17 protein-coding genes and 2 pseudogenes are annotated in these 22,320 nt (G+C 65.0%); 15 read left to right on the top strand and 4 right to left on the bottom strand.

Annotated elements, in window-relative coordinates:
* The first annotated feature begins 161 nt into the window (after window positions 1-161).
* The gene (gene rpiA / locus OR16_RS09695; RefSeq protein ID WP_006157783.1) at window positions 162-848 is read left to right on the top strand and encodes a ribose-5-phosphate isomerase RpiA; all 687 of its coding nucleotides are present in this window, start codon (window positions 162-164) and stop codon (window positions 846-848) included.
* A 288-nt stretch (window positions 849-1,136) separates the two neighbouring features.
* Here rpiA and OR16_RS09700 read toward each other — a convergent pair whose 3' ends face one another.
* On the bottom strand, window positions 1,137-1,412 hold the full coding sequence (locus OR16_RS09700) for an oxidative damage protection protein (RefSeq protein WP_006157784.1): 276 nt from the start codon (window positions 1,410-1,412) through the stop codon (window positions 1,137-1,139).
* A 111-nt stretch (window positions 1,413-1,523) separates the two neighbouring features.
* Window positions 1,524-2,960 (bottom strand): amino-acid N-acetyltransferase, encoded by a 1,437-nt coding sequence (argA, locus tag OR16_RS09705; protein WP_006157785.1) that lies wholly within the window; start codon window positions 2,958-2,960, stop codon window positions 1,524-1,526.
* Window positions 2,961-2,983: 23 nt separating this feature from the next.
* Between argA and hrpA the strand changes: the two genes are divergently transcribed.
* The 6 genes and pseudogenes from hrpA (at window position 2,984) to OR16_RS09735 (ending at window position 12,144) form a co-directional block, all read left to right on the top strand.
* Window positions 2,984-7,165, top strand: a complete 4,182-nt coding sequence (hrpA, locus tag OR16_RS09710; RefSeq protein WP_043419081.1) for an ATP-dependent RNA helicase HrpA — start codon at window positions 2,984-2,986, stop codon at window positions 7,163-7,165.
* Between the two features lie 137 nt (window positions 7,166-7,302).
* Window positions 7,303-8,291, top strand: a pseudogene (locus OR16_RS09715) (cytochrome D1 domain-containing protein).
* Between the two features lie 98 nt (window positions 8,292-8,389).
* On the top strand, window positions 8,390-9,271 hold the full coding sequence (locus OR16_RS09720; RefSeq protein ID WP_006157787.1) for a polysaccharide deacetylase family protein: 882 nt from the start codon (window positions 8,390-8,392) through the stop codon (window positions 9,269-9,271).
* Window positions 9,271-10,261, top strand: a pseudogene (locus tag OR16_RS09725) (sterol desaturase family protein). Before OR16_RS09720 ends, OR16_RS09725 begins: the two are co-directional and overlap by 1 nt.
* A gap of 161 nt (window positions 10,262-10,422) precedes the next feature.
* The gene (locus tag OR16_RS09730; protein WP_006157789.1) at window positions 10,423-11,298 is read left to right on the top strand and encodes an EI24 domain-containing protein; all 876 of its coding nucleotides are present in this window, start codon (window positions 10,423-10,425) and stop codon (window positions 11,296-11,298) included.
* Between the two features lie 12 nt (window positions 11,299-11,310).
* Window positions 11,311-12,144, top strand: coding sequence for a competence/damage-inducible protein A (locus OR16_RS09735; RefSeq protein ID WP_006157790.1), 834 nt, complete (start codon window positions 11,311-11,313; stop codon window positions 12,142-12,144).
* Between the two features lie 74 nt (window positions 12,145-12,218).
* Here the strand turns inward: OR16_RS09735 and OR16_RS09740 are convergent, their stop codons facing one another.
* Window positions 12,219-12,683 (bottom strand): rhodanese-like domain-containing protein, encoded by a 465-nt coding sequence (locus tag OR16_RS09740; protein WP_043419085.1) that lies wholly within the window; start codon window positions 12,681-12,683, stop codon window positions 12,219-12,221.
* A 560-nt stretch (window positions 12,684-13,243) separates the two neighbouring features.
* Here OR16_RS09740 and OR16_RS09745 point away from each other — a divergent pair.
* The 4 genes from OR16_RS09745 (at window position 13,244) to ntrC (ending at window position 18,166) form a co-directional block, all read left to right on the top strand.
* Entirely contained in the window at window positions 13,244-14,659 is a 1,416-nt protein-coding gene (locus OR16_RS09745; protein WP_006157792.1) for a 3-hydroxylaminophenol mutase, read from the top strand.
* Window positions 14,660-14,792: 133 nt separating this feature from the next.
* Window positions 14,793-15,356, top strand: a complete 564-nt coding sequence (locus OR16_RS09750) for a hypothetical protein (protein WP_043419088.1) — start codon at window positions 14,793-14,795, stop codon at window positions 15,354-15,356.
* Between the two features lie 4 nt (window positions 15,357-15,360).
* On the top strand, window positions 15,361-16,512 hold the full coding sequence (gene glnL, locus OR16_RS09755; protein ID WP_006157794.1) for a nitrogen regulation protein NR(II): 1,152 nt from the start codon (window positions 15,361-15,363) through the stop codon (window positions 16,510-16,512).
* 115 nt (window positions 16,513-16,627) lie between these two features.
* Window positions 16,628-18,166, top strand: coding sequence for a nitrogen regulation protein NR(I) (ntrC, locus tag OR16_RS09760; RefSeq protein ID WP_006157795.1), 1,539 nt, complete (start codon window positions 16,628-16,630; stop codon window positions 18,164-18,166).
* Between the two features lie 78 nt (window positions 18,167-18,244).
* Here ntrC and OR16_RS09765 read toward each other — a convergent pair whose 3' ends face one another.
* Window positions 18,245-19,036 (bottom strand): HAD-IIB family hydrolase, encoded by a 792-nt coding sequence (locus tag OR16_RS09765; protein WP_006157796.1) that lies wholly within the window; start codon window positions 19,034-19,036, stop codon window positions 18,245-18,247.
* 176 nt (window positions 19,037-19,212) lie between these two features.
* On the opposite strand from OR16_RS09765, the gene ugpB reads away from it, so the two are divergent.
* The 4 genes from ugpB to OR16_RS41105 form a co-directional block, all read left to right on the top strand.
* A complete protein-coding gene (gene ugpB / locus OR16_RS09770) occupies window positions 19,213-20,529 on the top strand; it encodes a sn-glycerol-3-phosphate ABC transporter substrate-binding protein UgpB (protein WP_006157797.1) in 1,317 nt (438 codons plus the stop codon).
* Between the two features lie 124 nt (window positions 20,530-20,653).
* A complete protein-coding gene (locus tag OR16_RS09775; RefSeq protein ID WP_043419091.1) occupies window positions 20,654-21,253 on the top strand; it encodes an ABC transporter permease subunit in 600 nt (199 codons plus the stop codon).
* A 12-nt stretch (window positions 21,254-21,265) separates the two neighbouring features.
* Window positions 21,266-22,114, top strand: coding sequence for a sn-glycerol-3-phosphate ABC transporter permease UgpE (gene ugpE / locus OR16_RS09780; protein WP_006157799.1), 849 nt, complete (start codon window positions 21,266-21,268; stop codon window positions 22,112-22,114).
* A 66-nt stretch (window positions 22,115-22,180) separates the two neighbouring features.
* On the top strand, window positions 22,181-22,320 hold a 140-nt coding region (locus OR16_RS41105; RefSeq protein WP_006157800.1), incomplete at its 3' end, for an ATP-binding cassette domain-containing protein.

A 22,320-nucleotide genomic window follows, 5' to 3' on the forward strand; every position in this document is an offset into this window, starting at 1 on the left:
CTTTTAAGGGTTGGTGATGGCGCAGGACCAAAACGGCAGGCCCTGGGCGCCGCGCTGATGCATGCCTCGGGCCATTGTACCGTCGGCTCGCGCCCACGCCGGTGATGTCACGGCATTCCGGTACACTATGCGGTTTCCCCCAAAGCAGACGGGCTGTTGTCATGACACAGGATGAACTCAAGGCGCTGGTGGCGCAAGCCGCGGCCGACTATGTCAAAGAGGTGGTGCCGGCGGGTGCGGTGCTAGGCGTGGGCACGGGCTCCACGGCCAACCTCTTTATCGATGCCGTGGCGGCGTTCAAGGAACGCTTTTCCGGCGCGGTCTCCAGCTCGGAGGCTTCCACGCGCCGCCTGCAGCAGCACGGTTTCACGGTACTGGACCTCAATGAGGTCGATGAGATCCCCGTGTACGTCGACGGCGCGGACGAGATCGATGCCAGCGGCGCCATGATCAAGGGCGGTGGCGGCGCGCTGACGCGCGAGAAGATCGTGGCCTCGGTGGCCAAGCGCTTTGTCTGCATCGCCGACGGCAGCAAGCTGGTGGAAGTGATGGGTGCGTTTCCCCTGCCCGTGGAGGTGATCCCGATGGCACGCGCTGCAGTCGCACGCAAGCTGGCGGCGCTGGGCGGCCAGCCGCGCCTGCGCATGACCAAGGAAGGCGGCATCTTCAAGACCGATAACGGCAATGTGATTCTCGATGTGGCCGGCCTGAAGATCGGCGACCCGAAGGGCATGGAAGAAGCCATCAATCACATGCCCGGCGTGGTCACGGTGGGGCTGTTTGCCCTGCGCGGCGCGGACGTGCTGCTGCTGGGCACGCCGGATGGCGTCAAGCGTAGCGACTATTGAGTATGGCCGGGCTGGCTTGCCGACCAAGGCAGCCGGACCGTCCAGCCGGATTGCATGAAGGGCTCTCGAGGTTTCGAGGGCTTTTTTGTTTTGGGGCCATCGCAGATCACTCTTGGCTCGAAACGGGTCTTGAATCACGATTCCGATCATTCCGCGCTATATGGAGGACATCGCGGCAACAAAAAGCCCCTCGACCGTTAGGCGAGGGGCTTTTCGCAATCCATACGGGCGGCCGAACGCTTCACGCGGCTTGCGCGCCGTGCGGCGCAAGGCCGCGCCCAGCCAGGATCAGGCAGCCGGCGGCGGCACGTAGCCCTGTGCCTGGTCCGCGCCTTCGCCGAAGAAGTACTTCTCGGTCTGCTTGAGCAGGTACTGGCGAGCCCGGGTGTCGGCCATATTCAGGCGGTTTTCGTTGATCAGCATGGTCTGGTGCTTGAGCCAGCCGGCCCAGGCTTCCTTTGACACGCTTTGCCAGATCTTCTTGCCGAGTTCGCCCGGCAGCGGCGGCAGGTCTAGCCCTTCGGCTTCTTTGTTGAGCTTGACGCATTGAACCATGCGGGCCATGGGGGAACTCCTTGTTGTCGTGTGATGTAGCCGGCGCGGCGAGGGGCCGGCCGTTGTGGTGCCGCTATTGTAACGAAGCGGGGGCCGGCCTTCAGGCTACCCCCACAGCCGTCACAGTTTCTTCATCAGCACCATCGACTTGCGCTGCCAGTTGTAGAGCTTGCGCTTGTCTTCCGGCAGGTCGTCCACGGTGGCGTGGACAAAGCCGCGTTTGAGGAACCAGTGTTCCGTGCGGGTGGTGAGCACGAACAGGCGGTCAAGGCCCAGGCTGCGGGCGCGGCGCTCGATGCGCTTGAGCAGGCGCTCGCCGTCGCCGGTGCCCTGGGCTTCGGATGACACCGTGAGGCAGGCCATTTCGGCCATGCCTTCGCGTGGGTAGGGGTAGAGCGCGGCACAACCGAACAGCACGCCGTCGTGCTCGATCACCGAGAAGTTGGCGATATCGCGCTCGATCAGGTGGCGCCCGCGCGGCACCAGCGTGCCGTCCTGCTCCAGCGGGGCGATCAGCTGCAGGATGCCGCCGACGTCATCTAGCGTGGCTTCGCGCAGGCTCTCGAGGTCGGTGTCGGAGATCATCGTGCCGACGCCGTCGTGCAGGAACAGTTCCAGCAGCACCGAGCCGTCCAGGTCGAAGGGAATCAGGTGGGCGCGCGGCACGCCGCCCTTGAGCGCCTTGACCAGGTGTTCCAGGTAATAGGAGACGTCGGGTGGCAGGTGGTTGTTCTGCAGCCGCTCGATGGCGGTGCGCAGCGACATTTCCGGCATCAGCTTGCCGACCGGGTCCTGCACGCCGGGGACCTCGGTGATAAAGACCAGCTTGTCGGCCTTCAGGGCAATGGCGGTGGCACTGGCCACGTCTTCCATCGACAGGTTGAAGGCCTGGCCGGTGGGCGAGAAGCCAAGCGGCGAGAGCAGCACGATCTTGCCGTGCGACAGCGACATGCGAACCGATTCACCGTCGATCTTGCGCACCAGCCCGGTGTGCTGGTAATCGATGCCATCGACAATGCCGAGCGGGCGCGCGGTGACGAAGTTGCCGGAGATCACCGACAACTGGGCGCCCGCCATGGGCGTGTTCGGCAAGCCCTGGCTGAACGCGGCCTCGATATCCAGGCGCAGCTCGCCGGCGGCTTCCTTGGCGCACTCCAGCGCCGCGTTGTCGGTAACGCGTACGCCTTCGGCGAACTGCGACTCGACATGGCGCAGCGCCAGTTGCTCTTCCACTTGCGGGCGCGAGCCGTGCACCAGCACGATCTGCATGCCCATGGCATGCAGCAGGGCCACGTCATTGACCAGCGCATTGAGGATGTTGGCTTTGACCAGTTCGCCGCCAAAGGCGATCACGAAGGTCTTGCCGCGGAAAGCGTGGATATAAGGCGCGACCGCTCGCAGCCAGTCGACGAACTGCTGGTGGTCAGGGCCGCCGCGCTCGACTGGGTCGGCGCTGGTGGCAGGCGCGGGGAGCGCGGAAGGGTCGGTGACGGGCAGGGGCTCGTCCATTTCGGACGGCGCGGGCGCGTCGGCTGGCGTGTCGGTTCTCGCATTCATGCCGCGGATTATAATCCCGGCCAATGTCAGCACAACGCCCCGCCAAACCTTTGTCGCCGGATCGGAAAACCGATGCCGGCCGCCCCGCGCCCAAGGCCGCCCCGTCGCCAGCCCAGCCTGCTGTCCAGCCCGTCGCCAGGCCGGCGCGCGCGCCGGCCGTAACGACGGCGCCGGCCACCGGCCAGCGCCCGGACGCACGCCTGGTAGGCCGCCGCCCGCCTCAGGGGGCACCCGGCGCCGCCCGCTCCGGCCCGGCGGCCGAGCGCCAGCCCGGCCAGAACCGGCAAGCCAGGCCGCAGCCCGCGGACGGTGCGCTCCGGCCGCCGCGCCCGGAGCGCACCGAACGCGCCGAACGCCCGCCGCGCGAGGCACGCCGCCCGGTGCGTCAGGCCAACCCGCTGCCGCCCATCACCTTTCCTGAGGCGCTGCCGGTATCCGGCCGCCGCGAGGAGATCGCGCAGGCGCTGCTGGCCAACCAGGTGGTGATCGTCTCCGGCGAGACCGGCTCCGGCAAGACCACCCAGTTGCCCAAGATCTGCCTGTCGATCGGGCGTGGCCCGGGCACGGATGGCAGCGGTGGCCTGATCGGCCATACGCAGCCGCGCCGGATTGCCGCCACTTCCACGGCCAAGCGCATCGCGCAGGAGATCGGCACGCCGCTCGGCGAACACGTGGGCTACCAGGTGCGCTTCAACGACACCATGTCGGCGGGCGCGTCGGTCAAGCTGATGACCGACGGCATCTTGCTGGCCGAGACGCAGAACGATCCGCTGCTGCGCGCCTACGACACCATCATCATCGACGAGGCGCACGAACGCAGCCTCAATATCGATTTCCTGATCGGCTACCTGAAGGAGATCCTGCCGAGGCGGCCGGACCTCAAGCTGGTCATCACCTCGGCCACCATCGACGCCAACCGCTTTGCAGAGCACTTCGCGCAGGGTGGCAAGCCAGCGCCAGTGATCGAGGTCAGCGGACGCCTGTACCCGGTGGAGGTCCGTTACCGGCCGATCGAGAAGGACAAGGCGGCGCCCGGCGAGGGCGCGCCCAAGTCGGCGCAAGCGAAGGACCGCGACCTGTTCGACGGTATTGTCGAGGCCGTGGACGAACTGTGCCGCCTCGGCCCGGGGGATGTGCTGGTGTTCCTGCCCGGCGAGCGCGAGATCCGCGAGGCCGCGGAGGCGCTGCGCAAGCACCATCCGCCCCATACCGAGATCCTGCCGCTGTTCGCGCGGTTGTCGGTGCAGGAGCAGGAGCGCGTGTTCCGGCCGTCCAACGCGCGGCGCATCGTGCTGGCCACCAACGTGGCCGAAACCTCGCTGACCGTGCCGGGCATCCGCTATGTGGTGGATACCGGGATGGCGCGGGTCAAGCGCTATTCCTACCGCAACAAGGTCGAGCAGCTGCAGATCGAGGCGATCTCGCAGGCCGCCGCCAACCAGCGTGCCGGGCGTTGCGGCCGGGTGGCCGATGGCGTGTGCATCCGGTTGTACGAGGAGGCCGATTTCATCAGCCGGGCGCGCTTTACCGATCCGGAAATCCTGCGCTCGTCGCTGGCCGCGGTGATCTTGCGCATGAAGGCGCTGAAGCTGACGGCGATCGAGGAATTCCCCTTTATCGAGCCGCCGCTGGGCCGCGCCATCGCTGACGGCTACCAGTTGCTGCAGGAACTGGGTGCCGTGGAAAGCGTGGGCGACGACGCCAACGCGCTGACCCAGGTTGGCCGCCAGCTGGCCCGCCTGCCGCTGGACCCCCGCGTGGCGCGCATGACGCTAGCCGCGCGCGAGCACCATTGCCTGCGCGAGGTGTTGATCATCGCTAGCGCGTTGTCGGTGCAGGATCCGCGCGACCGTCCGCAAGAGGCGCAGGAGGCCGCCGACCAGGCCCACCGCAAGTTCATGGACGAGCGTTCCGAGTTCCTGGGCTGGGTCAAGATGTGGAAGTGGTTCGAGGACGCGGTGGCGCACAAGAAGACCAACCGCCAGTTGCAGGACCAGTGCCGCGCCAGTTTCCTGTCGCATGTGCGCCTGCGCGAATGGCGCGACGTGCATTCGCAACTGCTGACTACCGTCACCGAGCAGGGCTGGAAGCTCAACGAGAGCGAGCCCACCTATGAACAGGTGCACAAGGCGCTGCTCACGGGTTTGCTCGGCAACGTAGGTTGCAAGATTGAAGACGCAGACGGCCGCGGGCGCGAGTACCTGGGCGCGCGGGGCATCAAGTTCCACCTGTGGCCGGGCTCGCTGATCGCCCGCAAGGTCGGCCGCTGGATCATCGGCGCCGAGCTGATCGAGACCAGCCGGCTGTTTGCGCGCACACTGGCCAAGATCGAGCCGGAATGGCTGGAGCAGGTAGGCCGCCATTTGCTCCGCGTGAGCTGGAGCGATCCGCACTGGGAGAAGAAATCCGGCCAGGTGATGGCGATGGAGCGCGCCACGCTGTACGGGCTGGTGGTCTACCAGCACCGGCGCGTGCACTACGGGCCGATGAACCCGGCCGAGGCGCGCGAGCTGTTTATCCGCCGCGGGCTGGTGGAGGGCGAGTTCGATACCAAGCTGCCGTTCTTCGCCCATAACCAGCGCCTGACGCGCGAGATCGAAAACCTCGAGCACAAGGCGCGCCGCCAGGACGTGCTGGTCGACGACGAGCTGATCTTCGCGTTCTACGATCGCCTGGTCCCCGCCGAGATTCACCAGCAGGCCACCTTCGAGCAGTGGTACCAGGCCGAGAGCGCGCGCGACCGCAAGCTGCTCTACCTGAACCGCGAAGAGCTGATGCGGCACGAAGCGGCCGGCATTACCACGGACCTGTTTCCCAAGCTGATGCCGGTGGCGGGCGTGGATATGTCGCTGACGTACCACTTCGAGCCCGGCAGCCATCGCGACGGCGTAACGCTGACGGTGCCGCTGTACGCGCTCAACCAGGTGCGCCAGGAGCGCGCGGACTGGCTGGTGCCGGGCATGGTCAAGGAGAAGGTGCACCTGCTGCTCAAGTCGTTGCCGCAGAAGCTGCGCCGCCATTGCGTGCCGCTGCCGGACTACGCGGCGGGCTTCGTCGATCGCCATGCCTTCGGCGAGGGCGAGTTGCTGGATGTGCTGATCGCTGACATCCGCGAGCAGACCGGCACCATGGTCAAGCGCGCCGATTTCAAGCTGGAGACCTTGCCCGCCCACCACGCCATGAATTTCAAGGTGGTGGACGAGCATGGCCGGCAGCTGGACATGGGCCGCAACCTGGCGCAGTTGCGCGCCGAGTTCGGCGGGCAGGCGCAGCAGTCGTTCCAGAGCATCGCTGCGCGCGACGTGCCGGCGGCAGAGGCGGGGCAATACGAGAACCTGACCAGCTGGTCCTTCGGCGAGCTGCCCGAGTTGCTGGAAGTCCGCAAGGGCAACCAGACGCTGTACGGCTATCCGGCGCTGGTCGACCACACCACGCATTGCGACGTCGAGGTGTTCGACGATCCGCAGGAAGCCGCCGATCCGCAGGAAGCCGCGCGCATCCATCAAGCCGGGCTGCGCCGCCTGTTTGCGCTGCAGTTGCGCGAGCAGGTGAAGTTCCTGGAGAAGAACATTGCCGGCATGCAGCAGATGGCGATGCAGTACATGACGCTGGGCACGCAGGAGATGCTGCGCGACCAGATCGTGATGCTGGCGCTGGAGCGGGCCTGCCTGCAGGCGCCGTTGCCGCGCAACGAGGCTGAATTTGCCGCGCGCAAGGAAGAAGGACGCTCGCGCCTGAGCCTGCTGGCGCAGGAGATCGCCCGGCTGGTGGGGGCGGTGCTGGCCGAGTACGCGGCGCTGCCGCGCAAGCTGATCCAGGCCAAGCCGTTCGCCGCGGCGCACGCCGACATGCAGGCGCAACTGACGCGGCTGATGGGCAAGAACTTTGTGGCCAATACGCCATACCAGCAGCTGGTGCATTTCCCGCGCTACCTGAAGGGCATCGCCATGCGCATCGACAAGATCAAGGGCGATCCGGCGCGCGACACCCAGCGGCTGCAGGAAATCACGCCGCTGCTGCAGCAATGGCAGCGGGCCGAGGCGCAGTTGCGGCAGCAGGGGCGGGGCGTGGAAGACGCGCGCCTGGACGAGTTCCGCTGGATGCTGGAAGAGCTCCGCGTGGCACTGTTCGCGCAGGAGCTGCGCACGCCGGTGCCAATGTCGGTCAAGCGTCTGCAGAAGGTGTGGGAGGCGATGCAGCGCTGAGGCGGGTGCCGCCTGGTTTTCGCTTGAGCAATGGCCCGCGCGGAGATTGTGACCAAATGTTAGTTTGTTGCGCTAGGTCATCGGATCGCAGTCCGGAAACGTTAGAATGGTCGATTAAGTCATTGTTTAACAGTCTTATGCTCGCATTGCGTCGTGTAGTTTCCGGGATTGCCGCCATCGGCACCCTGGCCCTGGGGATGGTAGCGGCGCCGGCCTTGGCGGAAGTGGTGGTGGTGCTCAATTCGGGTGATGCCACAGTCACTTTGATCGACAAGGACACCCAGAAGGTGCTGGAGACGTTCCCGGTCGGGAAAGAACCGCAACCACACCAGACCCCAACCCCGACGATAAATCGCTGATCGTCGCCAATGCGGTCGGCAATGACCTCGTGTTCCTCGACCCGGTCACCGGCAAGGTCCAGCAGCGCGTGCCCAATATCGACGATCCTTACCAGATCGGCTTCTCGCCCGACCAGAAGTGGTTCCTGACCACGGGCAACCGCCTCGATCGCGTCGACGTGTATCGCTGGGACGGCAAGGCGCTCAAGATCGCCAAGCAATTGCCGCTGGCCAAGACGCCGAGCCATATCGCCTTTACCGCCGACAGCCGCGTCGCCTTCGTCACGCTGCAGGACTCCAACGAGGTGGTCGCCATCGACCTGCCCACGCAGACCGTGATGTGGCGCATGAACGCCGGTTCGGCGCCGGCGGGCGTGTGGGTTACGCCGGACCAGAAATACCTGCTGGTGGGCATGACCGGCGCCGACTATGTCGCCGTGATCGACTGGCATACCCGCACCGTGGTCAAGCAGATCCAGACCGGCAAGGGCGCCCACAATTTCCGCGCGGTCGGCGACAAGCGCCACTTGTTCCTGTCCAACCGGGTCTCCGGCACCATCAGCATCATCGACCAGCAGACCCTGACCAAGGTTGGCGACATCACCGGCCTGCCGGCCGGACCTGACGACATGGAACTGACCGCCGACGGCAAGACCTTGTGGGTGAGCTTCCGCTGGGCGCGTTCGGTGGGCCTGATCGACGTGGCCAGCCGCAAGCTGGTCAAGACCATCCGCGTGGGCCGCTCGCCGCACGGCATTTATTTCCGTACCCGCGCACCGCTTTATTGAGAGAGGGCGCCCGTGCGGGAACGCCGCGGCGGGCGCGGCATCGAACTAGCATGGCTGCCACCACTCCAATGCAGTCACAGGCAATCAGGACAGGCATCATGAGCAAGCATTCGCAGCCCCGGTTGCCCCGCGCAGTGATCCGCGCGGTGGCTGCCGGGCTTGCAGCCACCGGGCTGGCGCTGGCCGCCGGGCCGGCCAGTTCGGCGGGCCCGGTGCCTGCAGCCGCGCCCCAGGCCTGCCGCGCCGGCACGCTCTACCTGACCTTCGACACCGGCAGCATGAGCCAGGCGGCGCTGATCGCCGATACGCTGCGCCGGCACCATATCAAGGCCACCTTCTTCCTCGCCAACGAACCCACCATCAACAAGGACAGTTCGCTCGACCCAGGCTGGGCCGCGTACTGGAAGACGTTGGCCGCCGATGGCCATGTTTTTGGCAGCCATACGTTCGATCACGTCTACCTGCGCGGCGTACGCGACGGCAAGGTCACCATGCGGCCGCAGTTCGGCGCGCAGGCGGGGCAGGACGTGGCGATGGACCAGCAGAGCTTTTGCAGCGAGCTGAACCGCAGCGCGCAGGCGCTGAAGAGCCTCAGCGGCGCGACCATGTCGCCGCTGTGGCGGGCGCCGGGCGGGCATACCGCGCCGCAGACGGTGCAATGGGCCGAGCAGTGCGGGTTCAAGCACGTGGCCTGGGCGCCGGCCGGCTTCCTGGGTGACGAGCTTTCCTCCGAGCGTTTCCCGAACAAGGTGCTGCTGGAGCGCGCATTGCGCGACTTGCGCGATGGCGACATCGCCATGGCGCACCTCGGCATCTGGTCGCGCAAGGATCCCTGGGCGCCCGGCGTGCTCGAGCCGCTGCTCAGCGGCCTGGAGCGTAAGGGCTTCTGCTTTGCCACGCTGCGCGAGCATCCCGCCTATCGCGACTGGCTGCGCGGGCAGTCCGCGGCCGTGGCCGGGCAACCAGCCGGGAGCCGCTGATGCTTGATCTGCTCAACGGCTGGATCGGCCAGATTGAAGCCACGCTGTTTCAGGACGTGATCCTGCCGGTGGTCTACCAGCTTGGCCTGGGCGGCTATGCCGAGGACGCCTTCACCGGCACCGAATGGCTGCTGGTCGGGCTGGTGCAGATCGTCGTGATGGTGCTGATCCTCGGGCCGCTGGAAAAGCTCCGCCCGGTTGAAGCCGTGACCGACCGCGCCGCCATTCGCACCGATATCCTCTACACCGTCGTGCATCGCCTCGGCCTGTTCCGGCTGGCCATGTTCTTCCTGCTGGGTCCGCTGATGGACGGGCTGGAAGGGCATCTGCGCCTGCTTGGCTGGCAGCGGGTCAATGTGGAAGACTGGTGGCCGGCGGTGACGTCGATCCCGCTGGTCAGCTTCTTTATCTACCTGCTGCTGTTCGACCTGCTCGACTACTGGTACCACCGCCTCTCGCATACCTACCGCTGGTGGTGGAGCCTGCATTCGCTGCATCACAGCCAGCGCCAGATGACGCTGTGGAGCGATAACCGCAACCACCTGCTCGACGACATGCTGCGCGACGTGGTGTTTGCGGTGGCGGCGCTGGCGGTGGGCGTGGAGCCTTCCCAGTACGTGCTGCTGGTGGCGCTGTCGCAACTGCTGCAGAGCTTGCAGCATGCCAACCTGCGCTTGCACTTTGGCGCACTGGGCGAACGGCTGCTGGTCTCGCCGCGCTTTCACCGCACCCACCATGCGGTGGGCGTTGGCCACGAGGCCATCGGCCGGCCGACCAAGCTGGGCGGATGCAACTACGGCGTGATCTTTCCCTGGTGGGACATGTTGTTCCGCACCGCCGTGTTCACCGACGCCTACTACCCCACCGGCGTGCTACCCCACCGGCGTGCGCGACCAGATGCCGCCACCCGCAGGCAAGGGGCGCGACTACGGCGCCGGCTTCCTGGCCCAGCAGTGGTACGGGATCAAGCGCCTGTTGCGGCTCGGCTGAAGCGGCGGCGCGCCTCCGGGGCGGCCCCGGAGGCGCGCATTCCCCGCAAGGCGCGCTCCCGCGCGCGATCGTCCTGCGCTAGCGGCGCACGCGTCCCCCGCGGCACTTATGACGTGTGCTAGTCTAGTTATCCCCGCCTTTGTGGAAACCCAATTTACTGCATGAACGATATTTTTCGCGCGCTAGGCCGTGCCCTGATCAGCCAGCTGCATCCGCGCATGCTGATGCTTACCGTCATTCCTTTCCTGCTCGCCACCGGGCTGTGGGGCGGCCTGCTGCTGTGGGGATGGGAGCCGATCATGACGGCAGCACGCGGCGTGCTCGAGACGTCGGTGCTGACCAGCTGGATCTATGGCGCGCTCGACTGGTTCGGCCTGCAATCCCTGCGCACGGTGGTGGCGCCGCTGTTTGTGATCGCGCTGATGATCCCGCTGGTGATCGCATCCATGCTGGTGTTTATCAGCTTGTTCTCGGTGCCGGCCGCGGTGCGGCACCTGGAGCGCAGCTATCCGGACCTGGTCAAGGCCAAAGGCGGCAGCATGGTGGGCAGCGTGTTCCAGGCGCTGGGCAGCACCATGGTGTTCCTGTTGCTGGCGCTGGTGACGCTGCCGCTATGGCTGATTCCGCCTTTCTTTGCCTTGATTCCGCCTTTGCTGTGGGGCTGGCTGACCTACCGCGTGATGACCTACGATGCGCTGGCGCAGCATGCCACTCCGGAGGAGCGCAAGACACTGATGAAGCGCCATCGCATGGCGTTGCTCTCCATCGGCGTGGCGGTGGGCCTGCTGGGATCTGCGCCGACGCTGATCTGGGTGGCTTCGGCGGCGCTGATTTTCCTGTTCCCGTTCGTGCTCGCGGGCACGCTGTGGCTGTACGTGCTGATCTTTATTTTCTCGGCACTGTGGTTTGGCCATTTCTGCCTGCGCGCGCTGGAGCAATTGCGCGCCGAGCGTGCCGCCGCGGCAGCCGCGGCGGCACCGGTGGTGGACGTGATCGATCTGGCGCCGTCCGACGTACGGCGCATTGAACAATCCTGAAGCGAGGGCATCATGGGTTTCGGCCTGATCGTCATTGGTGACGAAATTCTGTCGGGGCGGCGCGAGGACAAGCATATGCGCCGCGCCATCGAACTGCTGGCGGCGCGCGGGCTGGCGCTGGACTGGGCGGAGTACGTGGGCGATGAGCGCGCGCGCATCACCGCCACGCTACGCCGTACGTTCGCCGGCAACGATGTCGTGTTCTGCACCGGCGGCATCGGCGCCACGCCCGATGACCACACCCGGCAGTGCGCCGCGGCCGCGCTCGGCGTGCCGCTGGCGCTGCATCCCGACGCCCGCGAGCAGATCGCCCTGCGGATCGCGGAGACCGCGGCAGGCGATCTGGCCAAGGCCGACCTGAACCTGCCGGAGAACCAGCATCGCTTCAAGATGGGCGAATTCCCCGCCGGGGCGCGCATCATCCCGAACAGCTACAACCGCATCCCAGGCTTTTCCGTGGCCGACCATCACTTCATGCCGGGCTTCCCGGTCATGGCGTGGCCGATGATGGAGTGGGTGCTGGATACCTACTACGCGCACTTGTTTCATCAGGCGGTGCAGGTGGAGCGGTCGTTCCTGGTGTTCGAGGCGCCGGAATCCACGCTGACGCCGTTGATGGAGCGGGTCGAGGCCGCGTTCGAAGGGATCCGGGTGTTCAGCCTGCCGTCTGTGGGCGACGCCAAGCGCGGCGAGCTCTATGCGCGGCGCCATATCGACCTCGGCGTGAAGGGCCTGGCCGATCAGGTCGAGCCGGCCTATGCGATGCTGCGCGAAGGCGTGCGGGCGATGGGCTTCGAGCTGGTGGAGGTTGCCGCGCGGCGCCCGGGAGATCCGGCGGGGGACTGAGTGCCGGATCGGCAGGGCAATGCAAAACGGGACAGCGTGGCTGTCCCGTTTTGCCATTCAGGTGTTTCCTGCGTTCAGGCGCCGTGCCAGGGCAGGCCGCGTACGCACCAGCCTTCCACCGTCTTGCGATGGTGCTGCTCGTCGCGATTGCCTTCGAAGCCTTCCAGCACGTCCATGGCGAACTGGTAGCCAGCCTCCGTCGCGATGCGGGCGGCATGCTTGGAGCGCGCCGCGCTGCGGCACAGGAACAGCACGGGTACGTCGGCGGGCACGCGGGCCTTGAGCTGGGCGATGAACCCAGCGTTCTGCGCGCCGCCCGGATAGCTCATCCATTCCACATGCACCGACTGGGCTTCCGGCAGGTCCGGCGCGCCGATCCAGTCCAGCTCTGCCTGGGTGCGCACATCCACCATGACGGCCGACGGGTCGGTTTGCAGCAGCGCGAACGCTTCCTGCGGGGAGAGGGCGCCGAAGTAGGGCAGTTGGTCTTGCTGCTGGCGTACGCGCGCCACTTGAAGTAGATCGTCTCGGGTGGTCATCTGGGTGACAAAATCGATAGGTGAAATGGCGTCAGGGAGAGCCTGCCGGCTATTCTAGCGCGCCGGGCCTGCTGGCCGGCGGGTTCGGCAGTGAACGGTGTCGCATGCGCTGGTTTGGCCACGCGCTGTGGCTTCCCGGCCGCCACGTTTTGCACCGCAAGCAGGCAACACGGCTCGGTCCGCGTTAAATTGTTCCAAACTGGTGCGATAGCACCAAACAAGGGCGCTAAAGTGCGCGGATGCACTATTTTGGTGTTTTTGCGCGCGCTCAGGGATGGCGCACACGGTATTCGGGATCTGGCGGGAGGTGGCTGGATTTTGGCGTATGCCATATGCGGCACCCAGAACGCGCCTCGCCCCCCGTATCGCGCCATCTGGCTGCACTTTTTTCGGGAGCGCAGGGGTAACCAGGGGGTTGCCTTGGCATGCTTTCTGCTAACATTCCTCGTCCCTTTCGTGGCCGATCCTCGTGTTGTCGCAATCGCCTCTCAGGCGCTGCACCACAAGGCTCGACGCAAGAATGGCTTTTCTAGATTCAGCCGAATTTCCAGGAGATAGGCATGGCCCACAGCGTTGCAGATGTGATGAAGCTTGTGAAGGAAAACGACGTCAAGTTCGTCGATTTCCGTTTCACCGATACCAAAGGCAAAGAGCAGCACGTGTCGGTACCCGTGTCGCACTTCGATGAAGACAAGTTTGAAAGCGGCCACGCTTTCGACGGTTCGTCGATCGCCGGCTGGAAGGGTATTGAGGCTTCGGACATGCTGCTGATGCCGGATCCGAATACCGCTAACGTTGATCCGTTTTACGAAGAACCGACCCTGATCCTGACCTGCGACGTGGTTGAGCCGTCGGATGGCAAGGGCTACGACCGCGACCCGCGTTCGATCGCCAAGCGCGCCGAGGCTTACCTGAAGAGCACCGGCCTGGGCGATACCGCCTACTTTGGCCCGGAACCCGAATTCTTCATCTTCGACGGCGTGACCTGGAACATTGACATGCAGGGTTGCTCCGTCAAGATCCACTCGGAAGAAGCACCGTGGTCGTCGGGCAAGGAATTCGAGCACGGCAACAGCGGTCACCGTCCGGGCAAGAAGGGCGGCTACTTCCCGGTCGCCCCGATCGACACGTTCCAGGACATCCGTTCGGAAATGTGCCTGATTCTGGAATCGCTGGGCATTCCCGTGGAAGTGCACCACCACGAAGTCGCCGGCCAGGGCCAGAATGAAATCGGCACCCGCTTCAGCACGCTGGTGCAGCGCGCCGACTGGACCCAGCTGCAAAAGTACGTGATCCAGAACGTCGCCCACACCTACGGCAAGACCGCCACCTTCATGCCGAAGCCGGTCGTTGGCGACAACGGTTCGGGCATGCACGTGCACCAGTCCGTATGGAAGGACGGCCAGAACCTGTTCGCGGGCAACGGCTACGCCGGCCTGTCGGAATTTGCCCTGTACTACATCGGCGGCATCATCAAGCACGCTCGCGCGCTGAACGCCCTGACCAACCCGGGCACGAACTCGTACAAGCGTCTGGTGCCGGGCTTCGAAGCACCGGTCAAGCTGGCTTACTCGGCTCGCAACCGTTCGGCATCGATCCGTATTCCGTACGTTGCCAACCCGAAGGGCCGCCGCATCGAGACCCGCTTCCCGGATCCGCTGATGAACCCGTACCTGGGCTTCTCCGCGCTGCTGATGGCTGGCCTGGACGGCGTGCAAAACAAGATCCACCCGGGCGAAGCTGCCGACAAGAACCTGTACGACCTGCCGCCGGAAGAGGACGCAAAGATCCCGACCGTGTGTAACAGCCTCGACCAGGCCCTGGAATACCTCGACAACGACCGCGAGTTCCTGACGCGCGGCGGCGTCTTCTCCAACTCCATGATCGATGCTTACATCGAGCTGAAGATGGAAGAAGTGACCCGCTTCCGCATGACGACTCACCCGATCGAGTTCGACATGTACTACTCGCTGTAAGGCGAGGCGTTGCCAGGTTGTGACCGGGCAACAGTTGCACCAGGAAGGGGCGGCCTCGGCTGTCCCTTTTTGTTTTGTTCGCTGGTTTGATCGCTAGAATGGGGCTCCTTTCCCACCATCCCCGCTGATGTCAATGGACGCGTTCGAATTCCCGCTTTCCTCGCTTCGACCGATGCACCGGTTCGGTGCTCCCGTGCACGGTTCGGCGGCCGCCTGCGCCATGCTGGCGCTTGTGCTGCTGTGCTGGAGCCGGCCGGCCCCGGCGCAGTCGGATATCTATGTCTGTGCCGGCCCCAACGGCGTGCCTGAATACCGCAACGGCAACGGGGGCAAGGGCTGCAAGCGGCTCAGCCTGCCGGAAGTCACGACGGTGCCGGGCGGGCGCGTCAGCGCCCCGCCGGCAGGCAAGGGTGCCGCACCCGCCATCGCGCCGGCCGCGTTTCCGCGCGTGGATAGCGCCACCCAGAAAAGCCGCGACGGCGAGCGCCGCGCCGTGCTCGAGCAGGAGCTGCAAAGCGAGGAGGCCAAGCTGGCCGCGCTGCGCGCCGAGTTCAACAACGGCCAGCCCGAGCGCCAGGGCAATGAGCGCAACTACCAGAAGTACCTTGACCGCACTGCCACGCTGCGCGACGACATCGCGCGCGGCGAGGCCAATGCCGCTTCGCTGCGGCGCGAACTCTCCAATTTGAAGGACTAGTACCATGCGTCGCCTGATTCGCAGCGTCTCGCGCAAAGTGGCTTCGGCCGGGGCTGGCACGCCGGCCGAGGGCGGCGCCGTGGTGCTGCCATTGGGCGATGTGTCCTACCACCAGGGGCTGGACGTGGTCGCCAACCCCGTGCTGCTGGTGCGCCAGCCGGGCCTGCGCATCGTCTATGCCAATCCCGCTGCCGAGGCGAGCTTCGCGGTGTCGCGCAAAGCCATGGTGGAGCTGTCGCTGGCGGACCTGTTTGGCGCTTCGGAAGAGCTCGGCAGCATGATCGAAACCGTGATTTCGCGGCAGTTCGATGCGCGCCGGCAGGATGTGGTGCTGCACCCGCCCTTGCAGGAGCCGATGCACGCGCACGTGGTGATTGGCGCGCTGGATGCCACCGCCGACACAGTGCTGGTGGAAGTGCTGCCCAACGAGCAAAAGGTCCGCAGCGACCGCGAGGAGCGCATCCTCGACCTGACTTCGGCCAACAAGGAACTCATCCGCAATCTCGCGCACGAGATCAAGAATCCGCTGGGCGGTATCCGCGGCGCGGCGCAGTTGCTCGAGTTCGAGTTGCCCGACCGTTCGCTGCGGGAGTACACCCAGGTCATCATCAAGGAGTCGGACCGCCTGCAGACGCTGGTGGACCGCCTGCTGGAGCCGCACCGCCACCCGCATATCGTGTCCGACCTCAATATCCACGAGGTGCTGGAGCGCGTGCGCTCGGTGGTGCTGGCCGAATTTCCCTCCGGGCTGGATATCGTGCGCGACTACGACGCGAGCCTGCCCGACCTGCGCGGCGACATGGAGCAGTTGATCCAGGCCGTGCTCAACATCGTCCACAACGCTGCCCAGGCACTCGCGGAGCGCGTGGCGCGGGGCGATGCGCAGATCATCCTGCGTACCCGGGTGGCCCGCCAGGTCACCATTGCGAAGCGATTATTCAAGCTGGCATTGGACTTGCATGTCATCGATAACGGTCCGGGCATCCCCGAGGATATTCGCGAACGCATCTTCTACCCGCTGGTGTCGGGCAGGGACGGCGGTAGCGGCCTCGGTCTCACACTCGCTCAAACCTTCGTGCAGCAGCACGAGGGCTTGATCGAATGTGAGAGCCGGCCGGGCTGTACCGACTTCCGTATCCTGCTGCCCCTGCATTGATCGCATCGGCGACAGCAATTGGAACTGCCCCAATGATTGCTGCCGACCGGCTTGCCGGCGGTGTGCGGCCAGGTTCACGGAAGACCAAATGACACCGAGCAGACAAGCGACGCACATGAAGCCGATCTGGATAGTCGACGACGATCAATCAATCCGCTGGGTTCTTGAGAAGGCTCTCGCCCGCGAAAGCCTGCTCTCACGCAGCTTTACCAACGTGCGCGACGTACTGGCCGCGCTGGAAGACGATGAGCCGCAGGTCCTGATATCGGATATCCGCATGCCGGGCGGCTCGGGCCTGGACTTGCTGCAAGCGCTCAAGGCGCGGCACCCGGGGCTGCCCGTCATCGTGATGACGGCGTACTCCGACCTGGATAGCGCGGTAGCGGCCTTCCAGGGCGGTGCCTTCGAATACCTGGCCAAGCCGTTCGATGTGGACAAGGCGGTCGAGTTGATCCGCCGCGCGCTGCAGGAAAGCCTGCGCGAGGAGGAGCTCGAAGACCGCCTGGTCGACGCCCCGGAGATCCTCGGCCAGGCACCGGCCATGCAGGACGTGTTCCGCGCCATCGGCCGCCTGTCGCAATCGAACGTGACGGTGCTGATTACCGGCGAGTCCGGTACCGGCAAGGAGTTGGTGGCGCAGGCCCTGCACAAGCATAGCCCGCGCGCCAATGGGCCCTTTATTGCGCTGAATACCGCGGCCATTCCGAAGGACTTGCTGGAGTCGGAGCTGTTCGGCCATGAGCGCGGCGCTTTTACCGGCGCGCAGACCATGCGCCGCGGCCGCTTCGAGCAGGCCGAGGGCGGCACGTTGTTCCTCGACGAAATCGGCGATATGCCGTTCGACCTGCAAACGCGCTTGCTGCGCGTGCTGTCGGATGGCAACTTCTACCGCGTGGGCGGCCACAACCCGCTGCGCGCCAATGTGCGCGTGATTGCCGCCACCCACCAGAACCTGGAAACGCGCGTCAAGGAAGGGCTGTTCCGCGAGGACTTGTTCCACCGCCTCAACGTGATCCGCCTGCGCCTGCCGCCGCTGCGCGAACGGCCGGAAGACATCACGCTGCTGGCTCGTCATTTCCTGCAGAAGAGTGCCAAGGAACTGGGCGTGGAGCCCAAGCGCATGTCGGACGAGGCCCTGGCCTATGTCAGCACGCTGCCGTTCCCCGGTAACGTGCGCCAACTGGAAAACCTCTGCAACTGGCTGACCGTGATGGCGCCCGCGCAGACCATCGAGGTCAAGGACATGCCGGCCGAGATGACCGGTACCGGTACGTCGCGCGGCGGCAATGTGCCGCGCCAGGCGGAGTTCCGGGCAGAGGGCAGGGCGGACGATGCGGACGGCCATGACGCCGTCGACTACGGCGCCGCGCCTTCCGCCCTGGGCGGGGAGCCAGACACCGCGCTGGCTTACGCTGGCCGCTCGGCCGCGGCCAGCGCGCTGGCCGGCTGGGAACACCTGTTGGCCGGGGAAGCCCGCGCCATGCTGGAGTCCGGCCAGCCGGAAGTCATGGACGCGCTGACGCGGCGTTTCGAGAAGGCGGTGCTGGAGGCCGCGCTGGGCGTCACCCGCGGGCGTCGCGTCGAGGCGGCCACCCGCCTCGGCATCGGCCGCAACACCATTACCCGCAAGCTGCAGGAGCTGGGCTTCGATTGATGCGGGCCGTTGCAGCGCGCAAGAAAACAGCCGGGCTTGTCCCGGCTGTTTTCTTATTGGCCGCGCGCCCGCTGGGGGTCAGCCGCGCGCGGCAAGCAGCAGCGCCGCCATTTCCGCAAAGCCCTCGCCGCAGGCCGCCTCGGTGATATAGGCGGGCTTTGCCGGCAGCTGCGGCAGGATGTCGCGGATATTGGCAACCCCGACCGACAGCGGAAAATGGGCAAACATGCTGGCGTCGTTCGCGGAGTCGCCGATAAACAACCACGCCTCCCGCTCGGCATCCAGGTCGGCGCCCAGCAATTCCGCGGCGCACAAACGGCTCATGCTGAGCTTGTCGTGCTCCCCGAACCAGCCGTTGACGTGGATGGACGAGACCGTGGCGGTCATGCCGGCTTCCCGCATCAGGCCGGCGATGCGCTCGACCGCGGCGGGCGGCAAGGGCGCGACGTCCTCGGCATGGTCGACGGCCAGGTCGGCGGCGTGCCAGGCTTGGTCCGAGGCCAGTGCGCAGCCCGGCACTTCTTTCACGATGCGCTCGCCAAGGGCGTGGATGCGCGACAGGTTGTCGGCCCGGGTGGCGGCATCGTCCAGGTATCGGGTCACCAGCTTGCCCGCGCGCAGGTGCGAGTAGAAGGCGCCGTTCTCGCCGATGATGGCGTCCACCGGCCATAGCCGCGTCAGGATCTCGGCCCAGGCGATGCAGCGGCCCGTGACCGGGATCACGTGCAGCCCGGCTGCCTTGAGGCGGTCGAGCGCCAGGTAGGTGGCCGCCGGCAGCCTGCCGTCGGTGGTGATGGTGCCGTCGATATCGGTCAGTACGCCGCGAATCCGTCGTAGTGCCGGGGCGGGAAGGGTCTGTATGGCTTGCATGGCGCGAGATTCTACCCTGTCAAGCTGACGATAAAATGTTGTCATATTATTGTAATTTAGTGGAAATGCCCGGTTTGCCAATCCAACAAGGCGCGGTAACATCCGCCTGTCACAAAAACTGCATACAGTCGGACGATTTTTGTCCAATGCCGCAAGATAGAAGAGGAGAGATTTCCATGACCGTAAAACGTACCGCGTTGACCCTGGCCGCCTTCGCCATGCTGGCCGGCGCAGGATCGGCCAATGCCGCCGTCGAGATCCAGTGGTGGCATTCGATGGAAGGTGCGCTCAACGACAAGGTGAACGCGATCGCCACGCAGTTCAATGCCAGCCAGTCCGACTACAAGATCGTACCGATCTACAAGGGCCAGTACGACGAGTCGCTGGCCGCGGGCATCGCTGCTTTCCGCTCGGGCAACGCGCCGGCGATCCTGCAGGTATTTGAGGTGGGCACGGCTACCATGATGAGCGCCAAGGGTGCCATTAAACCGGTGGCGACGGTCATGAAGGACGCTGGCGAGAAGTTCGATGCCAAGATGTACATCCCGGCGGTGGCTGGCTACTACACCTCGAACAAGGGTGAGATGCTGTCGTTCCCGTTCAATAGCTCCACCACGGTGATGTACTACAACAAGGACGCCTTCAGGAAGGCCGGGCTGGATCCGAACAAGCCGCCCGTGACCTGGCAAGAGGTGGCCACTGATTCCGCCAAGCTCAAGGCTGCCGGCATCTCTTGTGGTTACACCACCGACTGGCAATCGTGGGTGCAGCTGGAGAGCTTCTCGGCCTGGCACAACGTCTCGTTCGCCACCGAGAACAACGGCTTTGGTGGCACGGGCGCGCGCCTGGTGTTCAATTCGCCGCTGCACGTCAAGCATATTGCCAACCTGCTCGATATGCAGCAGAAGGGCTACTTTGTCTACGGCGGCCGCAAGGACGAGCCGAAGGCGAAGTTCATTGCGGGCCAGTGCGCGATGCTGACTGGTTCCTCGGCGGCGCTGGCGAACATTCGCAAGAACGCCAAGTTCGATTTCACCGCAGCGCAGCTGCCGTACGAGCAAGGCGTGCCGGGCGCCCCGCAAAATACCATCATCGGCGGCGCTTCGTTGTGGGTGATGGGCGGCAAGAAGGCTGAGGAATACAAGGGCGTAGCCAAGTTCTTCACCTATCTGTCGCGCCCCGAGGTGCAGGCCGACTGGCACCAGTCGACCGGCTACCTGCCGGTGACGACGGCGGCCTACGAACTCACCAAGAAATCGGGCTTCTACGACAAGAACCCCGGCGCGGACGTGGCGGTCAAGCAGATGATCGTCAAGACCACCGACAAGTCGCGCGGCATCCGCCTGGGCAACTTCCCACAGATCCGTACGGTGATCGACGAAGAGCTCGAAGCGGTGTGGACCGGCAAGAAGCAACCTAAGGAGGCACTGGATTCGGCGGTTGCGCGTGGCAATGAATTGCTGGAGCGCTTCCAGAAGACGGTCCGCGAATAAGCACCGCGGCTTCTTGTGTGTTTGGGAGGCGGAGGCTGTGCCTCCGTCTTTGGTTTGTGCGGCCGCCCGGCCGCACTGCCTATGACTGATGACGCGCCGCGCGTAGCGGTGGCTTGGATGCGTGATGGAAAAACGGGTCGTATTCCGATCTTCATGGTTGCCTTATCTGCTGGTGCTACCGCAGATGGCGGTGACGCTGATCTTCTTTTTTTGGCCGGCCGGACAGGCGCTGTACCAGTCTGTGCTGCGCCAGGATGCCTTCGGCATTGATCTCCAGTTCGTTGGCCTGGAGAACTTCCGCGATCTGTTCAGCGATGCGCAGTACCTGAACTCGTTTCGCGTCACGGGGGTGTTCGCCGTCGGCGTGACGCTGGTCGGGCTGACGGTCTCGCTGATGCTCGCCTACTTCGCCGATCGCGTTGTGCGGGGCGGGCCTTGGCGCCGGTTCTGGTCGATCATCTTCCCGTTACTGTCGCCGACCACTTTTTTCCTGATGGTGATCAATGTGGTGTACGCCTTCTTCGACACCTTTGCCATCATCGACGCGGTGACACATGGCGGCCCCGTCAACGCTACCAATACGCTGGTCTACAAGGTCTACCAGGATGGCTTCCGCGGACTCGATATCGGCGGCTCGGCCGCGCAGTCGGTTGTGCTGATGGGGATCGTGATTGTTCTCACGGTGGTGCAGTTCCGCTACGTGGAACGCAAGGTGCAGTACTGAAGGATTGGCAAAATGGTAGAACGACGACCCTTTCTAGATTTCCTCTCGCACCTGATGCTGGTGCTGGGCGTAGTGGTAGTGGCTTTCCCCGTCTATGTCACGTTTGTTGCCTCGACGCTGACTGCCGACGAGGTGCTGCAGGCGCCGATGACGCTGCTACCGGGTAGCCACTTTCTGGAGAACTATCGCACCGTGCTGGTAGCCGGCGTGGGCAATGCCGCCTCGCCGGTCTCCACCATGATGTTGAACAGCTTGATCATGGCGCTGGGCATCGCGCTGGGCAAGATCACTATTTCCATCATCTCGGCCTTCGCGGTGGTGTACTTCAAGTTCCCGCTGCGCAAGACCTTCTTCTGGATGATCTTCATCACGCTGATGCTGCCGGTGGAAGTGCGGATCCTGCCGACCTACAAGGTGGTGTCGGATCTGGGGATGCTGGATAGCTACTTCGGCCTGACCATCCCGATCATCGCCTCGGCGACCGCGACCTTCCTGTTCCGCCAGTTCTTCCTGACCATTCCGGACGAGCTGGCCGAGGCCGCGCGCATCGACGGCGCGGGGCCGCTGCGCTTCTTCAAGGACGTGGTGCTGCCGCTGTCCAAGACCAGCATCGCGGCACTCTTTGTGATCCAGTTCATCTACGGCTGGAACCAATATCTGTGGCCGCTGCTGATCACCACGCAGAAGTCGATGACGCCGGTGGTGGTGGGTGTCACGCAGATGATCTCCCGCTCCGGGGATGCAGCGACCGACTGGAACCTGGTGATGGCGACCGTGATGCTGGCCATGGTGCCGCCCGCGATCGTGGTGGTGCTGATGCAGAAGTGGTTCGTCAAGGGCCTGGTCGAAACCGAAAAATAAGCGGGCGGGGCGGGGCGCTCATGTGATGACGCGCCCGCCACGCTTGCCCAGCGAGAAAGAATAGCAATGGCAAAACTGTCGCTTCGCAACGTACAGAAGACTTACGCCGGCAACGTCCAGGTTGTGCACGGCATCGATATGGAAATCAATGATGGCGAATTCATCGTCATCGTCGGCCCCTCGGGCTGCGGCAAGTCCACGCTGCT

The organism is Cupriavidus basilensis OR16 (assembly GCF_000243095.1).
In the GTDB taxonomy this organism is placed as follows: Bacteria; Pseudomonadota; Gammaproteobacteria; order Burkholderiales; family Burkholderiaceae; genus Cupriavidus; species Cupriavidus basilensis_D.

Bases quoted from the DNA above. Each gene is read 5' to 3' on its own strand.
- rpiA (WP_006157783.1), top strand. From the start codon at position 162: ATGACACAGGATGAACTCAAGGCGCTGGTGGCGCAAGCCGCGGCCGAC.
- OR16_RS09700 (WP_006157784.1), bottom strand. From the start codon at position 1,412: ATGGCCCGCATGGTTCAATGCGTCAAGCTCAACAAAGAAGCCGAAGGG.
- argA (WP_006157785.1), bottom strand. From the start codon at position 2,960: ATGAATGCGAGAACCGACACGCCAGCCGACGCGCCCGCGCCGTCCGAA.
- hrpA (WP_043419081.1), top strand. From the start codon at position 2,984: ATGTCAGCACAACGCCCCGCCAAACCTTTGTCGCCGGATCGGAAAACC.
- OR16_RS09720 (WP_006157787.1), top strand. From the start codon at position 8,390: ATGAGCAAGCATTCGCAGCCCCGGTTGCCCCGCGCAGTGATCCGCGCG.
- OR16_RS09730 (WP_006157789.1), top strand. From the start codon at position 10,423: ATGAACGATATTTTTCGCGCGCTAGGCCGTGCCCTGATCAGCCAGCTG.
- OR16_RS09735 (WP_006157790.1), top strand. From the start codon at position 11,311: ATGGGTTTCGGCCTGATCGTCATTGGTGACGAAATTCTGTCGGGGCGG.
- OR16_RS09740 (WP_043419085.1), bottom strand. From the start codon at position 12,683: ATGACCACCCGAGACGATCTACTTCAAGTGGCGCGCGTACGCCAGCAG.
- OR16_RS09745 (WP_006157792.1), top strand. From the start codon at position 13,244: ATGGCCCACAGCGTTGCAGATGTGATGAAGCTTGTGAAGGAAAACGAC.
- OR16_RS09750 (WP_043419088.1), top strand. From the start codon at position 14,793: ATGGACGCGTTCGAATTCCCGCTTTCCTCGCTTCGACCGATGCACCGG.
- glnL (WP_006157794.1), top strand. From the start codon at position 15,361: ATGCGTCGCCTGATTCGCAGCGTCTCGCGCAAAGTGGCTTCGGCCGGG.
- ntrC (WP_006157795.1), top strand. From the start codon at position 16,628: ATGAAGCCGATCTGGATAGTCGACGACGATCAATCAATCCGCTGGGTT.
- OR16_RS09765 (WP_006157796.1), bottom strand. From the start codon at position 19,036: ATGCAAGCCATACAGACCCTTCCCGCCCCGGCACTACGACGGATTCGC.
- ugpB (WP_006157797.1), top strand. From the start codon at position 19,213: ATGACCGTAAAACGTACCGCGTTGACCCTGGCCGCCTTCGCCATGCTG.
- OR16_RS09775 (WP_043419091.1), top strand. From the start codon at position 20,654: ATGGAAAAACGGGTCGTATTCCGATCTTCATGGTTGCCTTATCTGCTG.
- ugpE (WP_006157799.1), top strand. From the start codon at position 21,266: ATGGTAGAACGACGACCCTTTCTAGATTTCCTCTCGCACCTGATGCTG.